At 67.8% G+C, this 25,457-nt stretch carries 23 protein-coding genes (1 of these 23 only partly in view); 9 read left to right on the forward strand and 14 right to left on the reverse strand.

From position 1 onward, the window contains the following. Nucleotides 1-301: 301 nt before the first annotated feature. The 3 genes from mdh to zapE form a co-directional block, all read right to left on the reverse strand. Nucleotides 302-1,267: a malate dehydrogenase gene (gene mdh, locus OU996_RS06690; RefSeq protein ID WP_267584855.1), complete on the reverse strand. Its 966-nt coding sequence runs from the start codon at nucleotides 1,265-1,267 to the stop codon at nucleotides 302-304. A 157-nt stretch (nucleotides 1,268-1,424) separates the two neighbouring features. Then, nucleotides 1,425-2,273, reverse strand: a complete 849-nt coding sequence (locus OU996_RS06695; protein WP_420712706.1) for a DUF1003 domain-containing protein — start codon at nucleotides 2,271-2,273, stop codon at nucleotides 1,425-1,427. Then, nucleotides 2,218-3,432: a cell division protein ZapE gene (zapE, locus tag OU996_RS06700; protein WP_267584857.1), complete on the reverse strand. Its 1,215-nt coding sequence runs from the start codon at nucleotides 3,430-3,432 to the stop codon at nucleotides 2,218-2,220. Before zapE ends, OU996_RS06695 begins: the two co-directional genes overlap by 56 nt. A 284-nt stretch (nucleotides 3,433-3,716) precedes the next feature. On the opposite strand from zapE, the gene OU996_RS06705 reads away from it, so the two are divergent. The 4 genes from OU996_RS06705 (at nucleotide 3,717) to OU996_RS06720 (ending at nucleotide 8,649) form a co-directional block, all read left to right on the forward strand. Continuing rightward, nucleotides 3,717-4,532, forward strand: coding sequence for a trypsin-like peptidase domain-containing protein (locus tag OU996_RS06705; RefSeq protein ID WP_267584858.1), 816 nt, complete (start codon nucleotides 3,717-3,719; stop codon nucleotides 4,530-4,532). 172 nt (nucleotides 4,533-4,704) lie between these two features. Continuing rightward, complete coding sequence (locus OU996_RS06710; RefSeq protein ID WP_267584859.1) at nucleotides 4,705-5,370, forward strand: GNAT family N-acetyltransferase; 666 nt, start codon at nucleotides 4,705-4,707, stop codon at nucleotides 5,368-5,370. Between the two features lie 117 nt (nucleotides 5,371-5,487). Next, complete coding sequence (locus OU996_RS06715; RefSeq protein WP_267584860.1) at nucleotides 5,488-7,989, forward strand: DUF3772 domain-containing protein; 2,502 nt, start codon at nucleotides 5,488-5,490, stop codon at nucleotides 7,987-7,989. A gap of 42 nt (nucleotides 7,990-8,031) precedes the next feature. Further along, the gene (locus OU996_RS06720; protein WP_267584861.1) at nucleotides 8,032-8,649 is read left to right on the forward strand and encodes a CAP domain-containing protein; all 618 of its coding nucleotides are present in this window, start codon (nucleotides 8,032-8,034) and stop codon (nucleotides 8,647-8,649) included. Between the two features lie 4 nt (nucleotides 8,650-8,653). Here the strand turns inward: OU996_RS06720 and OU996_RS06725 are convergent, their stop codons facing one another. Continuing rightward, nucleotides 8,654-9,781, reverse strand: coding sequence for a CobW family GTP-binding protein (locus OU996_RS06725; protein WP_267584862.1), 1,128 nt, complete (start codon nucleotides 9,779-9,781; stop codon nucleotides 8,654-8,656). A 64-nt stretch (nucleotides 9,782-9,845) separates the two neighbouring features. Next, complete coding sequence (locus OU996_RS06730) at nucleotides 9,846-11,201, reverse strand: D-alanyl-D-alanine carboxypeptidase family protein (protein ID WP_267584863.1); 1,356 nt, start codon at nucleotides 11,199-11,201, stop codon at nucleotides 9,846-9,848. Nucleotides 11,202-11,454: 253 nt separating this feature from the next. On the opposite strand from OU996_RS06730, the gene hisE reads away from it, so the two are divergent. After that, on the forward strand, nucleotides 11,455-11,883 hold the full coding sequence (gene hisE, locus OU996_RS06735) for a phosphoribosyl-ATP diphosphatase (RefSeq protein ID WP_267584864.1): 429 nt from the start codon (nucleotides 11,455-11,457) through the stop codon (nucleotides 11,881-11,883). Between the two features lie 32 nt (nucleotides 11,884-11,915). Then, nucleotides 11,916-12,497, forward strand: a complete 582-nt coding sequence (locus OU996_RS06740; protein ID WP_267584865.1) for a YqaA family protein — start codon at nucleotides 11,916-11,918, stop codon at nucleotides 12,495-12,497. Between the two features lie 4 nt (nucleotides 12,498-12,501). On the opposite strand, the gene cysW is transcribed toward OU996_RS06740, so the two are convergent. The 7 genes from cysW to OU996_RS06775 form a co-directional block, all read right to left on the reverse strand. Beyond that, on the reverse strand, nucleotides 12,502-13,338 hold the full coding sequence (gene cysW, locus OU996_RS06745) for a sulfate ABC transporter permease subunit CysW (protein WP_267584866.1): 837 nt from the start codon (nucleotides 13,336-13,338) through the stop codon (nucleotides 12,502-12,504). After that, nucleotides 13,335-14,144 carry a sulfate ABC transporter permease subunit CysT gene (cysT, locus tag OU996_RS06750; protein WP_267585621.1) on the reverse strand — a complete coding sequence of 270 codons (810 nt, stop codon included), beginning with the start codon at nucleotides 14,142-14,144 and terminating at the stop codon, nucleotides 13,335-13,337. The genes cysW and cysT overlap by 4 nt, the downstream gene beginning before the upstream one ends. A 205-nt stretch (nucleotides 14,145-14,349) precedes the next feature. After that, nucleotides 14,350-15,369, reverse strand: coding sequence for a sulfate ABC transporter substrate-binding protein (locus OU996_RS06755; RefSeq protein WP_267584867.1), 1,020 nt, complete (start codon nucleotides 15,367-15,369; stop codon nucleotides 14,350-14,352). 807 nt (nucleotides 15,370-16,176) lie between these two features. Further along, nucleotides 16,177-16,935: a phosphoadenylyl-sulfate reductase gene (locus OU996_RS06760; RefSeq protein WP_267584868.1), complete on the reverse strand. Its 759-nt coding sequence runs from the start codon at nucleotides 16,933-16,935 to the stop codon at nucleotides 16,177-16,179. Then, nucleotides 16,932-17,459 (reverse strand): DUF934 domain-containing protein, encoded by a 528-nt coding sequence (locus OU996_RS06765; RefSeq protein WP_267584869.1) that lies wholly within the window; start codon nucleotides 17,457-17,459, stop codon nucleotides 16,932-16,934. The genes OU996_RS06760 and OU996_RS06765 overlap by 4 nt, the downstream gene beginning before the upstream one ends. Further along, nucleotides 17,446-19,101: a nitrite/sulfite reductase gene (locus tag OU996_RS06770; RefSeq protein ID WP_267584870.1), complete on the reverse strand. Its 1,656-nt coding sequence runs from the start codon at nucleotides 19,099-19,101 to the stop codon at nucleotides 17,446-17,448. Before OU996_RS06770 ends, OU996_RS06765 begins: the two co-directional genes overlap by 14 nt. Nucleotides 19,102-19,125: 24 nt before the next feature. Then, nucleotides 19,126-19,434: a DUF2849 domain-containing protein gene (locus OU996_RS06775; RefSeq protein ID WP_267584871.1), complete on the reverse strand. Its 309-nt coding sequence runs from the start codon at nucleotides 19,432-19,434 to the stop codon at nucleotides 19,126-19,128. Nucleotides 19,435-19,569: 135 nt separating this feature from the next. Between OU996_RS06775 and cysD the strand changes: the two genes are divergently transcribed. After that, nucleotides 19,570-20,376, forward strand: a complete 807-nt coding sequence (gene cysD, locus OU996_RS06780; protein WP_267584872.1) for a sulfate adenylyltransferase subunit CysD — start codon at nucleotides 19,570-19,572, stop codon at nucleotides 20,374-20,376. 11 nt (nucleotides 20,377-20,387) lie between these two features. Beyond that, on the forward strand, nucleotides 20,388-22,343 hold the full coding sequence (gene cysC / locus OU996_RS06785) for an adenylyl-sulfate kinase (RefSeq protein WP_267584873.1): 1,956 nt from the start codon (nucleotides 20,388-20,390) through the stop codon (nucleotides 22,341-22,343). Nucleotides 22,344-23,175: 832 nt separating this feature from the next. Here the strand turns inward: cysC and OU996_RS06790 are convergent. Together OU996_RS06790 and OU996_RS06795 are read right to left on the reverse strand one after the other, a co-directional pair. Beyond that, complete coding sequence (locus OU996_RS06790) at nucleotides 23,176-23,940, reverse strand: DUF429 domain-containing protein (RefSeq protein WP_324290742.1); 765 nt, start codon at nucleotides 23,938-23,940, stop codon at nucleotides 23,176-23,178. A 12-nt stretch (nucleotides 23,941-23,952) separates the two neighbouring features. Beyond that, a complete protein-coding gene (locus OU996_RS06795; protein WP_267585624.1) occupies nucleotides 23,953-25,119 on the reverse strand; it encodes an NAD(P)/FAD-dependent oxidoreductase in 1,167 nt (388 codons plus the stop codon). Nucleotides 25,120-25,244: 125 nt separating this feature from the next. Here OU996_RS06795 and OU996_RS06800 point away from each other — a divergent pair, with 125 nt between their 5' ends. Further along, a protein-coding gene (locus OU996_RS06800) for an HpcH/HpaI aldolase/citrate lyase family protein (protein WP_267584874.1) crosses the window boundary here: on the forward strand, nucleotides 25,245-25,457 show its start. It continues 687 nt past the right edge of the window; only the first 213 of its 900 coding nucleotides appear in the window; the start codon lies at nucleotides 25,245-25,247; the stop codon falls past the right edge of the window.

Consider the following 25,457-nt stretch of genomic DNA (forward strand, 5'->3'; position numbering starts at 1 on the left):
CGCTTTACAGCCGGTCGTCGGTGCCCGGCGGGGGCGGCCTAGGGTCCGGTGCTCCGAGGCTCGGAGCGAAAGCGCTTAATCAGCGAGTATATAGGTCTCGTGTTGACTTCATGAATGCCGCAGGAATGCGGCACCGTCATGCAAAATGGCAACTTGTCACTTGGAAGTAACCCAAGGTCAGCGCGATCCCCCAAGGTTCGCGTGTCCGAAGGCGGCTTCCACCCGCCGCACAGGTGTGGCGGGGGTACTGTGCGCCGACCGGGCGGACCCGGGCGGCGCGGTTCATGGGGTGCCGGACAGCTCAGGCGCCGAGCGCGGGAGCGATCTTCTGGCACTCGGCGACGAGTTCCTTCACCGAGGCAATGGACTTGTCGAGCATGGCTTGCTCGGAGCTGTCGAGGCTGATTTCGACGATCCGCTCCACGCCCTCCGCGCCGATGATGACGGGCACGCCGAGATAGAGGTCGTTCACGCCGTACTGGCCGGTGAGGAAGGCGGCGCAGGGAAGCAGGCGCTTCTTGTCGCGCAGATAGGAAGTCGCCATCTCGATAGCCGAGGCGGCCGGGGCGTAGAAGGCCGAGCCGGTCTTGAGCAGGTTGACGATCTCGCCGCCGCCCTTGCGAGTGCGATCGACGATGGCGTCCACCTTCTCCTGGCTGGTCCAACCCATCTTCACGAGGTCCGGCAGCGGAATGCCGGCAACGCCGGAGTAGCGCACCAGCGGCACCATGTCGTCGCCATGGCCACCGAGCACGAAGGCGGTCACGTCCTCGACCGACACGTTGAACTCGTCGGCGAGGAAGTAGCGGAAGCGGGCCGAGTCCAGCACGCCGGCCATGCCCACCACCTTGTGGGTCGGCAGGCCGGAGGCCTTCTGCAGCGCCCACACCATGGCATCGAGCGGGTTGGTGACGCAGATCACAAAGGCGTTCGGGGCATACTGGGCGATGCCCGCGCCGACCTGCTGCATGACCTTGAGGTTGATGTCGAGCAGGTCCGAGCGGCTCATGCCGGGCTTGCGCGGCACGCCGGCGGTGACGATCACCACATCCGCGCCGGCGATCGCCTCATAGCTATTGGTGCCGCTCAGCTTGGCGTCGAAGCCGAGCACCGGAGAGGATTCCGCAATGTCGAGGCTTTTGCCCTGAGGAATGCCCTCCGCCACGTCGAACATCACGACGTCGCCGAGTTCCTTGAGACCCGCGAGAAGGGCGAGAGTACCGCCGATCTGGCCGGCCCCGATCAGTGCAATCTTTGCTCGAGCCATGAGATTTCCTGACTTTCCGAGGGAGGGTGCGGCGCTCCGCCGCGCGCGCTTCCGATAGCCCGTCTCGCCGCCCGGTTCAAGCGACGAGCGCCGTCCAGATGTCCACGCTGTCTACAACTTTGCTACCAATTCCAATGGTATACGAAATACGGGATGCCTATCGGCGCCGTTCCGCCAAGTCTTCCATGAGTTCGATCTGGATCGCCTGTATCTCCGCCAGCCGCTCCCATTGCCGCGTGAGCATGTGGTCGATCTTCTCGTGCAGGTGCCGGATCTCGAGTTCCGCCTTCAGGTTCACGCGGTAGTCGTTCTCGGAGCGGCGGCGGTCCTTCGCCTCCTGCCGCTTCTGGCTCATCATGATGACCGGCGCCTGCAACGCGGCGATGCAGGACAGCACAAGATTGAGCAAAATGAACGGGTAAGGGTCGAAAGCTCCCAGCAGACCGGCGACGTTCAGGCTCATCCAGACGACGATGAATGCCATGAAGGAGATGATGAAGACCCAGCTACCGCCGAAGCTCGCGATGCCATCCGCCGCCCGCTCGCCGAAGGTACGGCCGCTGTCGATCTCGGCCTCGATGTTCTCGGTCAGGATGTCGTTTTCGGCGAGGCTGTCGATCACATCATGGTCAAGCTGGGTGAGGTCGCCGCGCTCGGCCTGGAGGGTCGCGGCGATATAGGCGGCGCGCTCGCGGCCCAGTGCCTTGCGGGAGATGTGTGCGTCTGGCGCAAGGCCGGGATGCGCTAAGCGAATATGTTCGGCGAGCGTCGGGCGCAGCATGTCGAGCCGCACCCCGTTCCTGTCGGTCAGAACTTGGCCGGTGAGGGCGCAGATATGCGGCACGCTGGATTTGGGATGGTGGATGCGGCTCATGATGCGGCTGTCCGGTCGGTCCACGCCCATAGTGGCGCGGCATGTGTCAGCATCAAGTCTGCCCGCGCCAAAGCGATCAGGTTTCGACAAGACCCGTCGTGTTGCCGCTCGCCTGCGAATCGCCCCGGCCATGCGGGCGGGCAATGTAGTCGGACGAGCCCATCTCGTGCAGGCGCGACACGGTGCGGGCCCACTCGAAGGCCTCCGCGCCTTCGGTGCCGACATAGAGATGCTCGGGGTCGCTCTCGGCTGAAGCGACGACCTTCACGCCCTTCTCGTAGAACTCGTCGATCAGCGTGATGAAGCGCTTGGCTTCGTTGCGCCGGTCCTGGTCGAGCACCGGAATATGGTCGATCAGCACGGTGTGGTAGCCGCGGGCGATGCGCAGATAGTCGCTGGCGCCGAGCGGCACGCCGCAGAGGTCGTGAAAATCGAAGCGCGCGGCGCCGCCGCCGGCGCGCGGCACGGGAATGTTGCGCCCGCCGGAGAGCAGAGTGGTCGGCGCGCCGCCATCGACGCCCGCGACGCGGTGCCAGACCTTCTCCATCTCCCGGTCGATGTCCGTCATGTCCTGGTCGGCACGCGGCACGTACCAGGTGCGCACGCCGCCCAACTTCTCCATGCGGTAATCGGTCGGGGATTCGATCCGCACCACATCCATGTGCTGCTGGATCATGCCGATGAAGGGCAGGAACAGCGCGCGGTTGAGTCCACCCTCATAGAGGTTTTCCGGCGCCACATTGGAGGTGGCGACGATGACCACGCCGAGGTCGAACAGCTTCTCGAACAGCCGGCCGAGGATCATCGCGTCGGCGATGTCGGTGACGTGGAACTCGTCGAAGCAGAGCAGCCATGCTTCCTCGTAGAGCGCGGCGGCGACGAGGGCGATGGGATCGGACTCCTTGATCCGCCCCGCCTTCATCTCGGCCCGGATGTGGAAGATGCGGGCGTGCACGTCGGCCATGAACTCGTGGAAATGCGCCCGGCGCTTGCGCTTGCGCACCGCCACGCACTCATAGAACAGGTCGACCAGCATGGTCTTGCCGCGCCCGACCGAGCCATGGATGTAGAGGCCGCGCACTTTCGGGATGGTGTCCTCGCGCCTGGCGAACAGCCAGCCAAGCGCCGAGGTTTTGCGGGCGAGGCGCCGGGCGGCGATGCGCTGCTCGAGCTGGGCCAGCGCCGCGACCACCTTGGCCTGGCCGGGATCGGGGGCGATATCGCCCGAGGCCATGCGCGCCACATAGCGCGCCGCCAGCACCGAGCCGCCGGCCTCTGCCGAAATCGTCATATCCGCCGATCTGTCCGCCATGATCGGGAGCACTCCCATATTGCACCGCACGCCTTAGCCCCGGCATCGAGCCTCGGCAAGCATGCGTGGGGCTGTCTGCGACGAAGGTGGCGTATGGGCAGGGGTGCGGGAAGCGCATGGCCCGCTGGTAAAATGCAGCGATTTTGCGGGAGAGGGGCGGGCTACCTCTAGCCGCCACGAACCCGACATCATCCTGCGGCTCCTCTGTTCCATCACAAAAGGGGGAGCCGATGCGGGCTTGCCGGGCGATACGCTCACGCACCGTGGCCGCTGTCATCCAGCTGGCGGTTCTCGCCGCCGGCCCGGCCGCGCTGGCGCGCGACCTGCCGTCCTCTGCGGTGACGATCGACGCCGATGATCGTCTCACCCCGGCCCAGTTCGCTCGCGAAATGGGGCTTTCCGGCCCGCAGCTCGCCTCGCGCTTCGGTGCCACCGGCCTCGTGCGCTGCGGCGGCGCGGTCGGCACCGCGCAACTCGTCGGGGCCGGCAATGTCATCGTCACGGCCGCCCACATGCTGTTCGCTCCCGACGGGCGCCCACGCGACACCACGGGGGCCTGCACCTTCGAGATCGACACGCCGGGCTTGCGCCAAGTCGTGCCGATCCGCGTGAGCGACACGCTGTGCGGCTCGCGCGAACCCTATGCCGACGCGGCCATGCGTGATTGGGCGGTGGTGCCGCTTACCCGCTTCGTGGCCGGCGTGCGGCCCTATCCGCTCGGGCCGGTGCTCAAGGTGCCCGGCCCGCTGGTGCTGGCGGCGGCGGCACGCACCGGCGGTGTCGAAGCGCATTCGCTCCAGCGCTGTCAGGCCCGGATGCAGACCGCCCGCGCGCCCGACGGCCTGCGCGAGGTGGCGATTGACTGCGATGCCGAAGGGGGGACGTCGGGGGCGGCGCTGCTTGGCGAGGATGGCAGCTTTCAGGGGGTCTATGTCGGCTTCCGCTCGGCGCATCCGGGCGAGCCGGGCCCGTTCTCGGCGAGCCATTACAATTTCGGGGTTACGGCCGAGGGCGGGCTTCGGCGCGCCATCATGGAAGTCGTGAGCCGGCATCAGCCGCTGAGCGCCGCCGCCGACTAGCGTAGCCTTACGCATTGCCGGACCGGCCGGCGCAGAGCAAGCTTGCGCGAGGCTGGCTCAGGGCGTCCGGGATGCGCATGTGAGCCATGCAGCCGCGTGAGTTGTCTTCGTGTGCAGTGCGCATATTTCTGCTGCGCCGCAATATGATCCCGCGGTTGACGAGATCCGACCCATGTCCTTGACCGAGATGAACCGCCAGACCTTCGCCTCCACCGCCTCTTCCGGCGGAGATGGAGCCGTCGCCGGCCCGGTGCGCGGCGAGGCCGAAGGGCAGATCCGCAAACTGCTGCCGGCGGAGCGTCATCTTCTGGTCGACCATCTGCTCCGGCTGGATCCGCTCAGCCGCTTCATGCGCTTCGGCGGCGTCGTGTCGGATGCGGCCATCGTCCGCCATGCCAACCGCGTCGTGACCGGCAATGGCTGCGCGCTCGGTTATTTCCTCGATGGTGATCTGCGCGCCGTCGCCGAACTGCACCCGCTGCCGAAGGTCGCCGGCAAGCTCTCCTCGGCCGAGGCGGCGTTCAGCGTCGAGCGGCCCTGGCAGGGCAAGGGCATCGGCTCGGCCCTGATGCGCCAGCTGGTCCTGCTCGCACAGAACCGCGATATCGAGGAGCTGCAGGTGGTGTTCCTGCCCAATAACGGGCGGATGAAGCACCTCGCGGTCAATCACGCCGCCGACTTCTCGGTCGATGACGAGGAAGTCGTCGGCCGGTTGCGCGCACCGCACCCCACCTTCTTCTCGCGTCTGCGCGAATTCATGGGCGATGTCTCGGCCGTCTGGTCTGCCGCCTTCGATCTTCAGGAGCGCACGCTTCCGCCCTCCATGCGCGGCAGCTGAGCACCGACGCGCGCAACCGCTTGGCGAGCGGTTGCCGGCCCGACGTCGCCTGCGCCTTGACTTGGCCCATATCGCGCCTGACAGAGTGACTCTCCGGCCCGAATCCGCCCGAGATCAATGGTTCAGCACGCACTTCCGTCACATCGCGCGATCGCGCTCACGCGGCCCGGCTTCGGCGCCGAGGCCCTCCGGGCGCTTCTTGCCGTCCTGCTGGTCGCGCTCGCTTTTCTGACCGCCGCGCTGGCACCCGCCCATGCCCAGACGGTTCTCCCGGAGCAGCAGGCGCTGCAGGAGAAGCTGAGCGGTTTCCGCGCGGTGGTCGACGGCGTCGAGGGCGCGTTGGGGCGCGAGAGCCTGCGCTCGGTCGATCTCGATGATTTGCGCAACCGGCTCGATCCGGTGCGCACGGAGCTTGCCTCGGGCGTTTCCGTGCTGGAGCCGCTGCTCGCCGAGCTCACCCGCCGCGTGCAGGAGATCGGTCCCAAGCCCGAGGCGGGCGCCGCGCCGGAAGACCCGGCGGTCGCCAGCGAGCGCGAGACGCTCATGGCCCGCGCAAGCGAGCTCGACGCTGTGATGAAGCAGGGCCGGCTGCTCAAGGTCCGGGCCGACCAGCTCTCCGACCGCATCATCAGCCGCCGCCGGGCGATGTTCACGGACCAGCTCTTTGCGCGGTCCTATTCGGTGCTCGATCCGGCCTTGTGGTTCTCGGCCGCCGCCGCCATTCCGCAGGAGATGCGCGGCATCGGCTATCTGCTGCGCGACTGGCGCGCCTATGCCGATGCCCGCGTGCCGCTCTACGGGCAGGCGCTGCTGCTGCTGGGGGCCATCCTCATCATTGCCGGCGTGTTCGTGCTGCGCCAGATCTTCAGCCGGCCGCTGAGCCGGCTCGATCTGGGCGCGAGCGGCGAGCACCTGCCGCGGCTGAAGGCCTGCCTGCTCTCCGCACTGCTCGCCATCCTGCGCATATCGGCCGCGCCGGCGGCGACGACGGCCGTGATCGCGCTGCTCAACGCCTTTGACGTGATGCCAGACCGGGTGCAGGAGATCGCGCAGGGCCTCGTGATCGGCGTGATCGTTGTGGCGGTCGGCAATGGTCTGCTGACGGGGGCCCTGGCCCCCAGCGAACCGCGCCGGCGCGTTTTGCCGATCTCCGACGAGATGGCGAGGCTCATCTACAGCAATGCCACGATCGGCCTCTGGATCATGGGCGCCGCGGCCTTTCTGAATAGCCTGCATCGTGCCCTCGTCGTTCCGGTGCCGCTGACAGTGGCAACCGCCGCCACCATGTCGATCGCTCTGACCCTCGTCGCCATGCGCACCATGCGTGGGCTGGTGGAAGGATCGGATGACGAGGCGGATGACGCGACGCCGGCCCGACCCGGCGAAGAGACGCCCGAAGGCGGGCTGAGCTCGACCGGCACGCTGCAATGGGTTCGTCTGCCCTTCTGGGTGCTGAACGCCGTCATCATCGGCTCGCTGGTCGCCGGTTATGTCAGCTTCGGCGCCTTCCTCGCCTCGAGGGCCCTCATCGCCGTGGTGATGGCCGGCACGGCCTATCTGCTGATCGCGCTCATCAATGCGGTGTTCGTCGACGGCATCGCCTCGGGCCCCCGCGCGCGACATGTGGCGAAGGCGCTCGGTGTCCGGCCAGCCAGCGTCGAGCTTCTATCCGTGCTCGTCGCGGGCGTGCTGAAGGTGGTGGCGCTGGTCGTCATCGGCATCGTCATCATCGGCACCTTTGGCACCTCGACCGCCGACATCCAGGATCTCCTGAGCCGCGTCACCTTCGGCTTCAGCATCGGCAGCTCGACCATCACGCTGGGCGATGTGCTGAGCGCCCTGCTGTTCCTGGCGGTGGGCATCGTCATCGCCCGCGCCGTGCAGCGCTGGTTCTCGGTGGCGATCCTGCCGAAGACCTCCTTCGATCCGGGTCTGCAGAACTCCATCGCCACCATCATCGGCTATGTCGGTTCCATCGCCGTGATCGCCGTCGCGATGGGGCGCATCGGGCTCAATCTGGAGAATGTCGCTCTCGTCGCCGGTGCGCTCTCAGTCGGTATCGGTTTCGGCCTCCAGTCCATCGTCTCCAATTTCGTCTCCGGCCTCATTCTGCTCGCCGAGCGGCCGATCCGGGTGGGCGATACCATCGCGGTGAAGGGCGAGGAGGGCTATGTGCGCCGCATCAGCGTGCGCGCAACGGAGATCGAGACCTTCGACCGCGCCTCGGTGCTGATCCCCAATTCGGACCTCATCACCGGGCTGGTGAAGAACTTCACGCACGCCAACACGACAGGTCGCGTTATTGTGGGCGTCAACGTCGCCTATGACGCGGATGCGGACGAGATCCGAGACCTGCTGGTGGGCTGCGCCTGCGATCACCCGCAGGTGCTGCGCAGCCCGCCGCCACGCGTGTTCCTGATGAAGTTCGCCGACAGCTACCTGCAGTTCGAGCTGCGCTGCGTGGTGGCCAATGTCGATTACGCGCTCACCGTGAAGAGCGACCTGCACTTTGCCATCCTCGAGCGGCTGAAGGCCGCCAAGATCGGCATCCCCTACACGCCCTGGTCGATCTATCGCGGCGGCACCCTCGGTCCGCCGGACGCTGCCGACGCCGACTGACGCTCCTCACCCTGTCCTGCTCCCCATCACCCGCGAGCCTTCATGCTTCTGTCATCGCCGAAACGCCTCGCCGCGGCTCTTCTCGCCAGCCTGCTCGTCGCGGGCTGCGCGGCCGAGCCCACCACCATCCCGGTGAGCGAGACTTTCTATGCCGACATCTCCAAGGGCGGCGTTCTCGACCCGCAGGCGGCGGCCTCGCTGCTGAGCGATTATCGCCAGGCGCGCGGCCTGCCCGCCGTGACCATCGATCCGACGCTGATGGCGGTGGCCGAGCGGCAGGCGAGGGCCATGGCGAGCGTCGACCAGCTCTCGCACAATATTGGCGGGCGCGGCCTCACCGTGCGGTTGAAGGCGGCGGGCTTCACCGGGCTGACGGCGGCGGAGAATGTCGGCGCGGGCTATCACACCCTCGCGGAAGCCTTCTCCGGCTGGCGGGATTCGCCCTCGCACAACAAGAACATGCTGCTGCCCAAGGCGACGCGGCTCGGCATCGCCGCGGTGCGCGCGCCGCGCTCCAAATACAGCGTCTATTGGGCGATGGTGATCGCGGTGCCGGATCCGCGCGCCGAGGCTCCCACCACGCCCGCGCCCCCCGCCGGCGCGCCGCCTATCGGCACGACGACGCTCAACCTGAACGGGATGCCGCTGCCGCCGCAATAGGCGGTCAGCGGCGCAGCGTGGCCGGCGCCAGCGGGTTGTCGGTCAGCGCCTTGGCGTCGGGACGGTCCGGCGCCGGCAGGCCCATGAAGGCGTCGAACAGCCGGCGGATGATCGCCGGCTCGACATCCCTCACGATCATGACGAGACGGGTCCGCCGGTCCTCGTCCGGCCAGGCGGGAAGCTGGCTCGGCGGGTGCAGCACATGCTGAACGCCATGCAGGACCATGGGGTGTTCGGGATCCTCGGCCAGCTTCACGATGCCTTTGAGCCGGAGGAGCTTCGAGCCGTGCGTGCCGCGCACGAGCTCCAGAAACATGTCGATCGCTGCCGCCGACACTGGCGCTTCGGTGGCGACGGTGAAGGCGCGGATGCGGTCGTCATGGCGGTTATGGTCATGCGCGTGCAGACGGCTCTCGGCCTCCGCGGCGGCGATCACCTCATCGGCCAGCCAGCGCGACACGTCGGGTATCTTGCTCGCGGGATCATAGAGCCCGGCGCCCAGCAGATTGGCCGCGCTGGCCTCGCCGCGTGCGGCATCGAGCACGGGTGCGCCGGGCGCCAACGCCCGTAGCCGCGCCCGCAGCGCCTGTGCGCCCGCCACCCGCTCGGGGCTATCCAGCAAATCCGTCTTGGTCAGTACGATGCGGTCGGAAATGGCGGCCTGCCGAACGGATTCGGGATGTTCGTCGAGCGTCGACAGGCCGTTCACCGCATCGACCACCGTCACCACGCCGTCGAGCCGAAAGCGCATCACCAGATAGGGATGCATCATCAGCACATGGAGGATCGGCGCGGGATCGGCGAGGCCGGTGGTCTCGATCACCACGCGGCGAAAGGGCGGGATGACGCCATTGTCCATCCGCCGCAAGAGCTGCTCGAGCCCCTCCACCAGATCGCCACGGACGGTGCAGCACAGGCAGCCGGAGGCCAGCAGCACGGTCGCATCGTCGAAATGCTGCACCAGCAGATGATCGAGCCCGATCTCGCCGAACTCGTTGATCAGCACCGCCGTGTCGGCGAGGCCGGTATCCTGCAGCAGACGGTTGAGCAGCGTGGTCTTGCCCGCGCCGAGAAAGCCGGTGAGCAGGGTGACCGGAATAGGCTCGGGCGGCTGGCGCGCGGCGTCGCTCATGTCATCATCCTTGCCGGCCCGGGCCAGACGGCCTTGTCATGAGGGCCGGCGAGGCGGTGGCCGACTATTGCGGCGGCGGGGGAACGGTGGGGTAGGTAGTCGCCGCGGCGGGATTCGGCAATGGCGCGGCGGCCGGCTTGCTGGCTGGTTTGGCCGCGGGCTTTGCCGCCGCCGGCTTCGCGGCCGGTTTGGGCGCGGGCAGGGGGCTGGCGTCGATCACTGCCGTGGTCGGGCCGGGCTTCTTCTTGGCGGCGGGCTTGTCCTTGGCGGCGACCGGCTTCTTCTTCTCCGGCGGCGGGGGATAGGCGGCGGCCAGCGCCTCCGCGCTCGGGAAGGGGCCGACGAAGACCTCGACCGGCGCCATGGAGGGCGGAAGCTTCTGCAAGAGGCTCGCGCCCGTCACATTGTCGCCGAGGTTGCCCATGCCGGCGGCGACAAAGCTGGTGGCGGCCGGCCCGCTATCGTCATCGGCTTCCGAGGCGGTGTTCTTGCGCTTGCCGCCGCACACCTGCGCGCGCATGTCGGTCGGGGTACCGCCCTCATTGCGCAGCGAATCCACGGTCGGCGATACCGCGCCGAAGATCTTCCACGAGTGCTGGAACCCCTTCTCCAGCAGCAATGCCGCCTGTTCCGTGCGGTCCTTGCCGGAATTGGTGCCGAGCACCACAGCGATCAGCCGCTTGTCGCCGCGATGGGCAGTGGCGACCAGATTGAAGCCGGAGGCGCAGATGAAGCCGGTCTTCATCCCGTCCGCGCCGGGGTAACGGTCGATCAGCTTGTTGTAGCTGCGGATCACCGCGTTGCCGAGTTTGATCGCGGGAATGCGGAACAGCTCCGACTGCTCGGGAAACTCGGTGAGGATGGCACGGGTGAGGATGGCGAGATCGCGCGCGGTGGTGACCTGGTTGGGGTCCGGCAGGCCGTTCGGGTTGGCGTAATGCGTGCCGTCCATGCCGAGTTCGCGGGCGCTGGCGTTCATCTCGGCGATGAAGTTCGCGTAATTGCCGCCGACGCCCTCGGCCAGCACCACCGCCATGTCGTTGGCGGACTTCACCAGCATCATCTTCAGCGCGTTGTCGACGGTGACCTGCGTGCCGACCTTGAAGCCCATCTTGGACGGCTGCTGCGCCGAGGCCGTCTCGGTGACGGTGACAAGCGTCTGCGGGGTGACGCGGCCGGCGCGGATCGCCTTCAGCGTCACATAGGCGGTCATCAGCTTGGTGACGGAGGCGGGATACCACGGCTTGGTGGCGTCCTCGGCCATGAGCACCTTGCCGCTGTCGACCTCGACCACCAGCGCGGGCGTGGCCTTGGCTGCCGTGGCAAGAGCCATCGGCGCCAGCGCGAGCGCCAGCATCACGGACAGGGCAAAGCCGCCAAGGCGTGCGGGGCGGGCGCGGGAGAGGGAAGAATGCGTCACGCGTCTAGGTTCCGTTTTCCAGCGTCGACCGGCGGCTGAACAACCGCTAACCGAAATTCTTGCATAAACCGTTTGCGGCGTCGGATCAAAAACGACGGACCGGCCGCGGGGAGCGTCCGATCATAAGGGCGCGAGGTGGCGCCACTCTTCCGTCCGGTGGCCAGGGCCGGGAGACCCTGTCCTCAATCATGCAAGCTTCGCACGCGCTTGTGGCGACACAACGGCTTCACAAATGTCGTCCTAGGCTTATGCCATGAGCGATTCGATCCACCGCCTGCACGATGCCGTGGTCGCCACGCGCCGGGGGCGCCTTGTCGCCCCGCGGACCGCCCGCCTGTTCGCCAAGGGGCGTCACTCCATCGCCAAGAAGGTGGCGGAGGAGGCGGTGGAGGTTTCGCTCGATGCCGTTCAGGGCGACATTGCCGGGGCCATCCGCGAGAGCGCCGATCTCATCTACAATCTGGTCGTGCTGTGGGTGGAACTGGGGATTCTCCCCGCCGATGTCTGGGCCGAGATGGACCGGCGCGAGGCGCTGCTCGGCTTGGCGGAAAAGCTGCCGAAACGCTCGCCCGTCGACGGCGCGCATGCGGTAACGCTGGACCTTCTGGCCCTAAGCCTGCATGAGGGAGGCAACCTCGGCGAGGCTGCCGATCCCGGCCGGCGCGGCAATCGACGCCGCTGACGGCCGCCTCGTCCCGCCCTTCAGGAGCCCTCATGCTGCGCCGTCTCTACCAGTGGGTGATCGACCTCGCCGAACGTCCGTCCGCGCCCTGGGCGCTGGCCGGGGTCTCCTTCGCGGAGAGCTCGTTCTTTCCGGTGCCGCCCGACGTGATGCTGGTGCCGATGTGCCTCGCGCGGCCCAAGCTCGCCTGGTTCTATGCCGGCATCTGCACCGCCGCCTCCGTGGTGGGGGGGCTGCTCGGCTATGCCATCGGGGCGCTGCTCTATGAGAGCGTCGGGTTGTTCCTGATCCAGCTCTATGGTTATGGCGACAAGGTCGAGGCGTTTACGCAGGCCTACCAGCACTATGGCCACTGGATCATCCTGATCAAGGGACTGACGCCGATCCCCTACAAGGTGGTGACCATCACCTCGGGCTTCGCGCATTACAGCCTGTTCTGGTTCGTGGTCCTCTCGGTCATCACCCGCGGCCTGCGCTTCTTCATGGTGGCGGGACTGCTGCAGTGGATGGGCCCGCGCGCGCGGCACTTCATTGAGGAACGGCTGGGCCTCGTCACCGCGCTGCTGGCGGTGACGATCGTCGGCGGGTTCCTGATCGCTATCTATCTGTTCTGATGGCTCAATGCCGCCCGCTGCGGGCCGCGAGGCGGGCTTCCAGCGCCACCTTGGCCAGCAGCGTGACAATGGCGAGCAGGGCGAGCAGCGAGGCCACCGCGAAGGAGGCCTGGAACTGATACTCGTTATAGAGGATCTCGACCTGCAGCGGGATGGTGTTGGTTTCCCCGCGCACATGGCCGGACACCACGGAAACCGCGCCGAATTCGCCCATGGCGCGGGCGTTGCAGAGCAGCACGCCGTAGAGCAACGCCCATTTGATGTTGGGCAGGGTCACGCGGCTGAACACCCGCCAGCCGCCGGCGCCGAGCGTCACCGCCGCTTCTTCCTCGGTCGTGCCCTGTTCCTGCATCAGCGGGATGAGTTCGCGGGCGACAAAGGGGAAGGTGACGAAGATCGTTGCCAGCGTGATGCCCGGCCAGGCGAAGATGATTCGCCAGCCATGATCACTCAGCCACGGCCCGAGATAGCCCTGCGCGCCGAATAGCAGCACGAAGACAAGGCCCGCGACGACCGGGGAGACGGAGAACGGCAGGTCGATCAGCGTGATCAGGAAGCTCTTGCCGGGAAACGAGAATTTCGTGATCGCCCAGGCCATGACGAGGCCCATCACCGTGTTCGCGGTGACCGACAGGGCGGTGACCAGAAGGGTGAGTTCGATGGCGGCGAGGGCGTCCGGTTCGATCAGGGCGGCGCTGTAGGCCTCCCATCCCTTGGACAGCGCCTGCGCGAAGACGTTGATCAGCGGCAGCACGATGAACAGGGCGACGAACAGGGCGGCGAGCATCACGATGGCCCATTTGACCAGGCGCGGCTCGCTGCGTATCGGGATCTGGCTCATGCCGCCCTCCCGCTGCGGCGCTCGGACCAGCGCTGCAAGCCATTGATGATGAACAGCAAAATGAACGAGGCGACCAGCATCGTGGCGGCGATTGTGGTGGCGTCGGCGTAGCGGAATTCCTCCAGTCGGATGACGATCAGCAGCGGCGCGATCTCCGACACGTTGGGCAGATTGCCGGCGATGAAGATCACCGAGCCGTATTCGCCGACCGCGCGGGCGAAGGCGAGGGCGAAGCCGGTGAGGAGGGCGGGGAGGATGGAGGGCAGGATCACCCGCGTGATGGTCGTCCAGCGCCCGGCGCCGAGCGTGGCGGCGGCCTCCTCCAGCTCGTGGTCGAGATCCTCCAGCACTGGCTGGACGGTCCGCACCACGAAGGGAAGTCCTATGAATATCAAAGCGATAAGGATGCCGAGCGGGGTGAAGGCGACCTTGATTCCGAAGGGCGCGAGCAGGCTGCCGATCCAGCCATTCTCGGCATAGAGCGTGGTCAGGGCGATGCCGGCGACGGCGGTGGGGAGGGCGAAGGGAATGTCGATCAGCGCGTCCAGCACCCGCCTTCCGGGGAACTCGTAGCGCACGATCGCCCACACGATGACCGTGCCGATGACGAGGTTGATGCTCGCCGCCACCAGCGCGAGGCCAAAGGAAATCTTCAGCGCATTCAACGTTCTAGGCGCGGTGAGAATGGCCAGGATGCGCTCGGGCGGCAGCTCCGCGGTCTTCAGGAACAGCGCCGCGAGGGGGATCAGCACCACCAGGGACAGCCAGAGCAGGGTAAGGCCCAGCGTGAGGCCGAATCCGGGCAGCACGCTGGGCGCGGGCCGAAACCGGGCCGATGGCGGGGGCGTCGCCGGTGCATGTGCATCCAAGGTCATGTCGCTCAAGGCTTTTTCCCGACGTATCATCTTATGGGAACGCCGGGCCCGCGAAAGGTCCGGCGTCGGCATTGGCGTGACCGATGAGTGCAGTGAGGTGGACGATCAGGCCAGTGTGTCCAGCCTGTGCGGCCGGTCAGTTGGCGTAGATCTGGTCGAACACGCCGCCGTCGGAGAAGTGGGTCTTCTGCGCCTTGCGCCAGCCGCCGAAGGCCGGGTCGTCAATGGTCACGAGGTCGAGCTTGGGGAACACGGTCTCATACTGCTTGGCGATCTCGGGGTCGCGCGGGCGGTAGAAGTTCTCGGCCGCCAGCTTCTGGCCGTCCTTGGTGTAGAGGAACGTCAGATAGGCCTCGGCGACGGCGCGGGTGCCCTTTTTGTCGACCACCTTGTCGACCACCGCGACCGGCGGCTCGGCGAGGATGGAGAGGGTGGGCACGACGATGTCGAACTTGTCGTCGCCGAACTCCTTCTTGGAGAGGAACGCCTCGTTCTCCCAGGCGAGCAGCACGTCGCCGACGCCGCGCTCGGTGAAGGTGACGGTGGAGCCGCGCGCGCCGGTGTCGAGCACCGGCACGTTCCTGTAGAGGCTGGCGACGAATTCCTTCGCCTTGTCCTCGGTGCCATAGGTCTTCAGCGCCCAGGCCCAGGCGGCGAGGTAGTTCCAGCGCGCGCCGCCCGAGGTCTTCGGGTTCGGGGTGATGACCTTCACGTCGGACTTGATGAGGTCGCCCCAGTCCTTGATGCCCTTCGGGTTGCCCTTGCGCACGAGGAACACGATGGTCGAGGTGTAGGGCGAGGCATTGTCCGGCAGGCGCTTCTGCCAGTCCTGCGCCAGGAAGCCCTTGTCGGCGATGGCGTCGATGTCATAGGCGAGCGCCAGCGTCACCACATCGGCCTCGAGCCCGTCGATCACCGAGCGCGCCTGCTTGCCGGAGCCGCCATGCGAGGCCTTGATCTCAAGGGTCTTGCCGGTCTCGGCCTTGTACTTGTCGGCGAAGATCTTGTTGACCTGCTGGTACAGCTCGCGCGTCGGGTCATAGGACACGTTGAGCAGCGTCACATCCGCCGCGCGGGCGGCCAGGGGAGCGACGAGCGGCGCGGCCAAGGCCGCGATCAGGGCGGCCGCGGCCAACGATTTGAACCGGAACATCATGGAGTTTCTCCCGGGGCGCCGTGGGCGCCTGCGATAGGTTGAGGGGAGATTTCCACGGGGCCGAGACGTGGTCAATATAAAAACTACATAGCACATAGAAATTAGATTTATATACGTCGCACGTGTGTGAAAACGATGCGTCGCGGCGGCTGACGCAGGGGTGGTGCGGCCTTGTCCTCCACGTCAAATGAGACGCCTTCGGCGGAGTCCTGCGCTGGATCCCGGCGCGGCGTTCCGGCTTCGCCGTCGCTGGGGCGGGACACGGTCGCCCGTTGGCGGCCCGCGCCGTCCCGCACGCCGTCATGCCCGGCCTCTCACAGCCGCTCACGTCCCCCGGACAAGCTGCGCGACGCGCAGCGCCGATCCGGGGGCCAGGCAGAGATTCGCGCAGCGCTTTCGTCTTTTGATGCCGTGAGCCACCCGTCCCATTCGTTACGCCGTCATGCCCGGCCTTGGGCCGGGCATCCACAACTTGGCCGGTCGACTGCGGAACCGAAGTCGTGGATGGCCGGGTTGATCCCCGGATCAAGTCCGGGGACGGCCATGACGGTGATTGGGATGGGGGAAGCCGCTCAAGTGGCGGTCGTCATCTTGAGGTGGCGCTCTTGCCGGGCCCGTGCCAGCCGATACGCCGTCCTGCCCGGCCTTGGGCCGGGCATCCACAACTTGGCCGGTCGACTGCGGAACCGAAGTCGTGGATGGCCGGGTTGATCCCCGGATCAAGTCCGGGCACGGCCATGACAGCGTGATGGTGGGAGGGGCTCGGCGCTGCGGCTCTGCCGTCGCTGGGCCGGGACACGGCCCCCGTCAGCTCTCGACGGTGTTCAGCAGCGTGTGGATGCCGCATTCGGTCTTGGCGCGGCCGGCCCAGCGGCCGGCGCGGCCTTCTTCCGCGCTCGCCCGGCTGGTGCAGGGCATGCAGCCGACGGAGGCGAAGCCCTTGGCGACCAGCGGGTGGGCCGGCAGGTTGAAGCGCGCATGGGCGGCGTCCACATCGGCGCGGTCGAGATTGGCCAGCGGGTTGAACTTCAGCCGGGTGCCGTCGCGTTCCACCACGGGGATGGAAGCGCGCAGGCCGCCCTGATAGCGCTTGCGCCCGTTCAGCCAGCCGTCGAACCCCTTGAGGGCGCGGGCGAGCGGCTCGACCTTGCGGATGCGGCAGCAGGCATCGGGGTCGGAGAACCACAAATCGCGCGCGGCGTCCATTTCCGCCAGTCGCGCCGCATCCGGCAGCAGGGTGCGCACATCCCTGAGGCCGAGCTGGCGGGTGAGCGTGTCGCGATAGGCCAGCGTTTCCTCGAACAGCCAGCCGGTGTCGAGGAACACCACCGGAATGGACGGGTCGACCTCGGCCATGAAGGCCAGCAGCACCGCCGATTCCGTGCCGAAGGAGGAGACGAGGGCGAGCTTGCCCGGCCCGACCGTGCGCGCGGCCTCACCGATGATCTCGGCCGGCGTGGCGGCTTCCAGCGCGTGATTGAGCGCCGTCAGGCTGGCGTCGGAGACATGGGTCTCGGACGGCAGGCCGACAAAGGGGCTGTCATCGCTGCGCTGGGCGAGGCTCATTTCGGCACTCCCGCGGGCACGCCGGACACGGTTCGGCCGAGGCGCTGGCGCAGAAGGCTGGGGCGCTCGTCGGGGGTCGCGGGCTGGTAGAACACGGTGTAGCGATGTACCGCCTCGTCAAAGGCGTCGGCGTCAGCGGCCTTCACCGCATCGACCTGGTCGAAGCCGGAACGTTCCATCAGCAGGAACTGGTCGCGCAGCACATTGCCGATGGCGCGCAGCGGCCCCGTCCAGCCGAGCCGCTCGCGCAGCAGCCGGGCCTGGCTGTAGGCCCGCCCGTCGCGGAAGCTCGGGAAGTTGAGCGCGATCAGCGAGAGCTGGTCGAGATAGGGTGCGATCTCGGCGATCGGCCGGTTGTTCGGCCAGATGATGCCGACAGGCGCCTGCCGGCCCTTCAGCGCGGCGGCCTCCTTCAGGAAGCGGTCGGCGCCGATGAGCACGGGCACGCCCTCGGGCAGCGCGTCCTCGTCGGCCACGCGCACGAAGCGATCCTCGATGATCTGTCCATTCTCAATGAGCGGCATAGACGCGCTCCTTGAAGGGCTCGACGCCGAGGCGGGCGACGGTGTCGATGAAAAGCTCCTGCGGGCCCGCTCTCAGCTCCAGATAGGTCTCCACCACGTCCTCGATAAGGCCGGGCACCTGCTCATAGGACACGGCTGGCCCGAGCAAAGTGCCGAGCTGGGCCTTTTCATCGGCGCGCCCGCCCAGCGTGATCTGGTAGAATTCCTGGCCGTTCTTCTCGACGCCGAGAATGCCGATATGGCCGACATGGTGATGACCGCACGCATTGATGCAGCCGGAGATGTTGATGTGCAGCCGGCCGATGCCGCGCGAGCGGTCGAGGTCGGAAAAGCGCTTGGCGATTTCCTGCGCCACCGGAATGGCGCGGGCATTGGCCAGCGCGCAGTAGTCGAGCCCCGGGCAGGCGATGATGTCGCTCACATGGTTGACGTTCGGCGTGGCGAGGCCCGCCGCGTCGAGCGCCGCCCACAGCGCCGGCAGATCCTTTTGCGCGACATTGGGCAGGCAGAGATTCTGCTCATGGCCGACGCGGATCTCGCTAAAGGCGTAGCGGTCGGCAAGGTCGGCGACGACATCCATCTGGTCCGCCGTGGCGTCCCCGGGGGGCGCGCCGACGGGTTTGAGCGAGATGGTGACGATGGCGTGGCCGGGCACCTTGTGGGTGTGCACCGAATTGGCGTGCCAGGTGGCGAAGCGCGCATCCTTGAGTGCCTCGGCCAGTTCCGGCGGGTTGTCGGCGAGCGCGGCGAAATCCGGGTAGAGGAAGCGGCCGCGGATCTCGGCGATCATCTCGTCGGTCATCTTGAGGGCGCCCTCGCGGATCGCCTCCCATTCGGCCTCAACCGCCTTGGAGAATTCCTCCGCGCCGATCTCGTGGACGAGGATCTTGATGCGCGCCTTGTAGATGTTGTCGCGGCGCCCGTACTGATTGTACACGCGCATGATGGCTTCAATGTAGCTCAGCAGGTCGCGCGCCGGCAGGAAGGGGCGCACCAGCTTGCCGACGAAAGGCGTGCGGCCGAGACCGCCGCCGACCAGCACCTCGAAGCCGAGCTCGCCCGCCTCGTTACGGTGCAGCCGCAGGCCGACATCGTGGACCTTGATGGCGGCGCGGTCCTGCGGGGCGGCGGTGATGGCGATCTTGAACTTGCGCGGCAGATAGGTGAATTCGGGGTGCAGCGTCGAGTACTGGCGCAGGATCTCCGCCCAGATGCGCGGGTCGTCATACTCGCCGGGCGTCGCGCCGGCCCACTGGTCGGTGGTAACGTTGCGGATGCAGTTGCCCGAGGTCTGGATGCCGTGGACGCCGACCTCGGCGAGCGCGGCCATCGCCTCGGGCAGTTCCTCCAGCTTGATCCAGTTGAACTGGATGTTCTGCCGCGTGGTGAAATGGCCGTAGCCGCGATCATAGCGGCGGGCGACATGGGCCATGCGGCGGAGCTGGTCGGCATTCAGAGTGCCATAGGGAATGGCGATGCGCAGCATATAGGCGTGCAGCTGCAGATAGACGCCGTTCATCAGCCGCAGCGGCTTGAACTCGTCCTCGCTCAGCGCGCCGGACAGGCGCCGGCCGACCTGGTCGCGGAATTCCGCGACGCGTTCGGCCAGGAAGGCGCGGTCGAATTCATCATAGACATACATGGTCGGCTTCGCCTCGTGCGTAAATCAGTGCGGCAGCTCGAAGGTGGGGCCGGCGACGCGGATGCGCTCGCGCAGGTTCCCCGGCTGGACCGAGCCGTCTTCGCCAAGCAGGACCGGAGCCACATAGGCGCCGACCGCCTCGATGTCGCGCTGCTGCGCGCCGGCGAGCAGGGCGATGGCGGCGTCGGCCGTGGTCACCACGGCGGCATCGGCGAGGTCCGCCGACCAGCCGCCCTCAGCCGTGCGCCACACCACAGCCCCGTCCGCCAGCCGGTTTGCCGTCACCGTGACGGGGCCGTTGACCTTCAGTTTCTGCTGCTGCGGCGCCGCCATGAGCTTCCAATTTCCTGTTGACGGATGGGTTGGCTCTGCATAACACCAATTTAGAACGTGCAAAAGAATTAAATGCACGAAAATTACGTGTAATTAGTTTCCGTTCGGGACGGGAACATAAACCGGGTTCTCACCATGTCCACCGCCGACGACCGGCTCGACGAGCTCGAGGCTCAGAGCATCTACATCTTCCGGGAGGCCTTTGCGCGCATGAAGCGCATGGCTTTGCTGTGGTCGCTCGGCAAGGATTCCAACGTGATGATCTGGCTGGCGCGCAAGGCCTTTCTCGGCCATGTGCCGTTCCCGGTCATGCATGTCGATACCGGCAAGAAGTTCAAGGAAATGTACGATTTCCGCGACCACTATGCCGGGGAATGGGGCCTCGATTTGCGCGTCGAGCCGTGCCCGCCGCTGGAGCAGATGGACCCGACCCTGCCGCCGGCCACCCGCTCGGCCGCGCGCAAGACGGAAGGGTTGAAGCTGGCGCTGGAGAAGTTCGGCTTCGACGCCGTGGTCGCCGGCATCCGCCGCGACGAGGAGGCGACCCGCGCCAAGGAGCGCGTCTTCTCCCCGCGCGGGCTGGAAGGCGACTGGAATGTGCGCGAGCAGCCCCCGGAATTCTGGGACCATTTCAACGCCACGCTGCCGGCCGGCGCTCATCTGCGCGTCCACCCGATCCTGCATTGGACCGAGCTGGACATCTGGGCCTACACGCAGCGCGAGAAAATTCCCGTCATCCCGCTGTACTTCTCGAAGGACGGCAAGCGCTACCGCTCGCTCGGCGACCAGGACATCACCTTCCCCGTCGCCTCGCCGGCGGCGACCATCGAGGAGATCCTGATCGAGCTCGCCACCACCAAGGTGCCCGAGCGTTCGGGCCGGGCGATGGACCACGAATCCGAAGATTCCTTCGAGCGACTGCGCGTCGCCGGCTATCTGTGAGGTCGGACGCCATGTCTGCGACTGTTACCACTGCAACTGCGACCAGTTTCACCACGCCCGCGCCCGTCGCCGCCGCCGACCGCCAGCTCGTGCGCATCGTCATTGTCGGCCATGTCGATCATGGCAAGTCGACGCTGATCGGCCGCCTGCTGCACGAGACCGGCGGCATCCCCAGCCAGAAGCTCGAGCAGCTGAAGGAAATCTCCGCCCGGCGCGGCATGCCCTTCGAATGGTCCTTCCTGCTCGACAGCCTGCAGGCCGAGCGCGACCAGGGCATCACCATCGACACCAGCCAGATCCGCTTCCAGACCCCCTCGCGCGACATCATCCTCATCGACGCCCCGGGCCATGCGGAATTCCTGCGCAACATGATCACCGGCGCTGCGCAGGCCGATGCCGCCTTCCTGCTGATCGACGCCGCCGAGGGCGTGCGCGACCAGACAAGGCGGCACGGCTATCTGCTGCACCTGCTCGGCGTGAAGCAGGTCGCGGTGGTCGTGAACAAGATGGACCGCGTCGATTTCTCCGAGACGGTGTTCCGCGCGATCGAGACCGAGATCAGCGCCTATCTCGCCGGCCTCGGCGTGCGGGCGAGCGCGGTGATCCCGATTTCCGCCCGCGAGGGCGACGGCGTGTCCGCCCATGGCACGCGCACGCCCTGGTATGAGGGCCCGACCGTGCTTCAGGCGCTGGACGGTTTCGAGCCGGCGCGGGCGGCGGGCGACCTTGCCCTGCGCATGCCGGTGCAGGCGGTCTACAAGTTCGACGACCGGCGCATCGTCGCCGGCCGCCTCGAGACCGGCAGCCTCAAGGTCGGCGACGAGGTGGTGTTCCAGCCTTCCGGCAAGAGCGCGGTGATCAAGACCATCGAGAGCTGGCCGGTGCCGCCCGCCGGGCAGGAGCTAACGGCGCTGGCCGCCGGCGCTCCGGCCGCGCTGACGCTCGACCGCGAGATCTTTGTCGAGCGCGGCGAGATCCTCTCCACCCCCGCCGCCCGCCCCCATGCCACGCGCCGCCTGCGCGTGCGCCTGTTCTGGCTGGCGGAGGAGGCGCTGGAGGTCGGCACGCCGCTGATCGTGCGCCTCGCTACCTCGGAGGCGCGCGCTACTGTCGCGGCGGTGCATGAGGTGGTCGATCCCGGCCATCTCTCGACCTTCGAGTCCAAGAGCATCGGCCGCAACCAGGTGGGCGAGGTGGAGTTCGCGCTGTCCCGCCCCATTGCTGCCGATCCGCATGGGCTGAACCCGCGCACCGGCCGCGTGGCGCTGGAACTCGGCGGGCGCATCGCCGGCGGTGGTCTCGTCATTTCCGTGCTCGGCGCGGAGAGCGTGGCGCCGCCGGTCGCGCGCAACATCACTCCGGTCGCTTCGGCCGTGACCTTTGAGGAGCGGATCGCCCGCTTTGGTCATGACGGCGCGGTGGTCTGGCTCACCGGCCTGTCGGGCTCGGGCAAGACGACCATCGCCCGCGCGCTGGAACGCCGCCTGTTCAACCGGGGCGGCCTCGTCACCCTGCTCGACGGCGACACGCTGCGCGCCGGGCTGAACAGCGATCTCGGCTTCTCCGATGCCGAGCGGGCCGAGAACAACCGGCGCCTCGCCGAGGTGGCGAGCCTGCTCAAGGGCCTCGGCCATGTCGTGCTGGTCGCCGCCGTCTCGCCCTCCGCCGCGGCGCGGGCGCGGGTGCGCGCGATAGTCGGGCCGGGCTTCTACGAGGTGCATGTCTCCGCCCCGCTCGATGTGTGCGAGGCGCGCGATCCGAAGGGGCTGTACGCCAAGGCGCGGGCCGGCGAGATTCGCGGCTTCACCGGCATCGACGCGCCCTATGAGACGCCCGAGGCGCCGGAGCTGGTGATCGAGACCGACAAGCTCGACCGGAGCGCGGCGGTCGACCGCATCGAGGCGCTGCTGGCGGAGACCGGCGTGTTCCACAAGGCTGAGCCGGTGGCCGACGACGCGGGGATCTGAGGCGGGCTTCGTGCGGACGACACCGCGCGCGCTTCCGCATTTTTCCCGTGTCCCTTGCCATCCCACCTAGACCACCGTCATGGCCGGGCTTGACCCGGCCATCCATGTCTTCGGTTTCGCAGGCTCCCGGCCAAGTCGTGGATCCCCGGGCCAAGCCCGGGGATGACGGCGTGTGGGGGGTCGGTCGCTTCCTCAAGGCGCGCGCGCTTACGCAGCAGGTTGCCTCGGGTCCGCGTCTCCCGGCTCCCTCGCCATCCCCCCCAGAACACCGTCATGGCCGGGCTTGACCGTCTTCGGTTTCGCAGGCTCCCGGCCAAGTCGTGGATCCCCGGGCCAAGCCCGGGGATGACGGCGTGAGGGGGGTCGGTCGCTCCCTCAAGGCGCGCGCGCTTACGCAGCAGGTTGCCTCGGGTCCGCGTCTTCCGGCTCCCTCGCCATCCCCCCAGAACACCGTCATGGCCGGGCTTGGCCCGGCCATCCACGACTTCCCGCGCGGCGCGGACGGGTGGTCAAGTCGTGGATCCCCGGGCCAAGCCCGGGGATGACGGCGTGAGGGGTGGGGTGCGGCTCACGACCTTAAGAGACAAAAGTGCTTCGCGACTCTCCCCTGGGCCCCGGATCGGCGCTGCACGGGCGTGCAGCTTGTCCGGGGAACGCGGGGGGGGCGGCCGCGAGGCCGTGTCCCGGCCCAGCGGAGGCGAAGCCGGAGCGCCGAGCCGGGATCCAGGGCAGGACTCCGCCGAAGGCGACTTTGTGCCCTCTATGGGGTGATACCCGGCGCACGAAGGCGGACGGGCGGAACTCGCAGCGATCTCGGCTGTCCGGCCTCGCCCTAGGCCCAGATCGCCATCGGCAGTCCCAGCGCGTCGCGCTCGGGAGGGGCGGGGAAGCTGATCGCCTCGCCGCGTGCCAGCCGGCGGGCCGTCCAGGCGGCGGCCGCGGCGTCGATGAGATCGTCGGCGCCGACACTGAGGGCGCGGGCATGGGCGGCGCCGAGCAGGGCCGGGGGAAAGCCGGCCGCCTCCAGCAGGGTGCGGCGGAGCGCGAGGCCCGGCGCGTGCGGGGCGTTCCTTACCTTCTTAGGCACATCGAGCGGCGCGCCGTTCATCACCCGGAAGCTCACCTCCGGGTGGCACTCATGCAGGCGGGCCTGAAGCGCGGGCCGCGCGCGTAGCAGCAAGTCGATCTCGATGATCTTCGGGAAGATGTGAAAGGCTTGCTTGGCGACCGCCTTGGGCGGGGTGGAGGTCGCCCGCGCCACCTCGCAGGCATGGCGGTAGCGCGCCTCCTCGGCGACCGCCGGGTCGACGCTGGCATAGACCGCCGCGCGCGCGGGCATGGAGAAGACGCTGGATTGCCGCCCGCCGAGAAGCGGGCGCACCAGCCGCTCGGGCGCACGGCCCTTCGCCTCGACCGTCTCCGGCAGGCCGATCGGCATGTCGATGGCGATAATCTCGGGCGGGGTGGGCGCGTCGATGAGGTCGGTGAGCGCCGTGAGGCGGCGGGCGTTCATCGTCCCGTCCGGCGCGACGATCACCGCCACCCAGCCGCCCTTGCAGCCATCCACCCCCGCGACGCGCATCGGCGTTTGCGCCACTCTTCTGCCCCCTCAGATGATGTTCAGCTCTGCATGGGGCCGCCCGGCGGCGATGCGCTCATAGCCGAACACGTCGAGATCGAGCGAGACGGAGCGGCCTTGGGTGATCCATTCTGCGATGGCGCGGCCGGCGGCGGGGGCCTGTTGCAGGCCGTGGCCGGAAAAGCCGTTCATGAAGTAGAAATTGCCGACCTGCGGGTGCGGGCCGATGACGGCGTTATGGTCGAGCAGGTTCATCTCGTAATGCCCGGCCCAGGCGCGCACGAGCTTGAGCTCTTCCATGGCCGGGATGCGGTGGGCGAGCGCCGGCCAGATGCTCTCCTCGAAGACCGACCAGTCGACCTCGAAATCATCGCCGGCGTCGGGATCCTCCACCGGCGGGGCGCCGCAGATCTGGTAGGTGCCTTCCGGGCGGATATAGAAGCCGGAGGGATCGACCAGCAGCGGCAGCTTCGGCAGCTCGGTCCGGCAATGCACGACGAAGACGCAGCGCTTCTTGCCGATCACCGGCAGCACGATGCCGGCCATGGCGGCGACCCGCCCGCCCCACGGCCCGGCGGCATTGACCAGCGCGCCACAGGCGAGACGCCGCCCGTCGGTCAGCGTGACCCCGGCGATGCGGTCGCCCGCGCGCTCGATGGCGGCAACCTCGGCGGTGATGAAATGCGCGCCCTGCGCCTTGGCCGCCGTACGCAGGCAGGCGAGCAGCGCATGGGCGTCGAACCAGCCCTCGCCGGAGACGCCATAGGCGCCGGCGGCGATATCCTCGACATTGAGCCAGGGGAAGGTGGCTTTCAGCGCGGCGGGGTCCATCAGCGCGATGTCGGCGCCCTCGGCCTGCTGCACGCGGTGGTTCGCTTCAAGAATGGGTCGCCCGGTCTCGCTCGCGAGAATGAGATAGCCGCCCTCATGCCAGGCAAGACCGGTGTCCGGCCCGAAGCGCTCCTTGGCGCCGCGCAGGAAGTCCAGCCCGAAGAGCGACATGCGGATGTTCTCGGGGATGGAGAATTGCTGGCGCAGCGAGGCGGCCGACAAGGTGGTGGAGGCGCGCGCGAAGCTGGGATCGCGCTCGATCACCGCGACGCGCCCGGTGAAGGCCGGGTCGCGCGTGAGGAAATAGGCGGCCGCCGCGCCCATGATGGCGCCGCCCACGATGATGACGTCGAAGCTCTCGTCCATGCTCTCGCCCACTCTGCGCGCGTCGATGTCCACGGTGGCGCGTCCGGGAGGCGCACCCCCGTTGGCAGCGCCCCGTTCAGCCGGATAGGCTCGATTTGACGCCTTGCCAATTAGCCGAGCGAATCATGTTTGCGCCGATCCGACCCCGCCGCTCCGTCCTTTACATGCCGGGCTCCAATGCCCGGGCGCTGGAGAAGGCGCGAAGCCTGCCCTGCGACGGCATCATCATCGATCTGGAGGACGCCGTCGCGCCCGAGGCCAAGGCCGAGGCGCGCGGGCAGGTCGCCGCCACGCTGGCGCAAGGTGGCTTCGGCCGGCGCGAGGTGGTGGTGCGGGTG

The sequence above is a fragment of the Ancylobacter sp. SL191 genome (assembly GCF_026625645.1).
Taxonomy (GTDB): domain Bacteria; phylum Pseudomonadota; class Alphaproteobacteria; order Rhizobiales; family Xanthobacteraceae; genus Ancylobacter.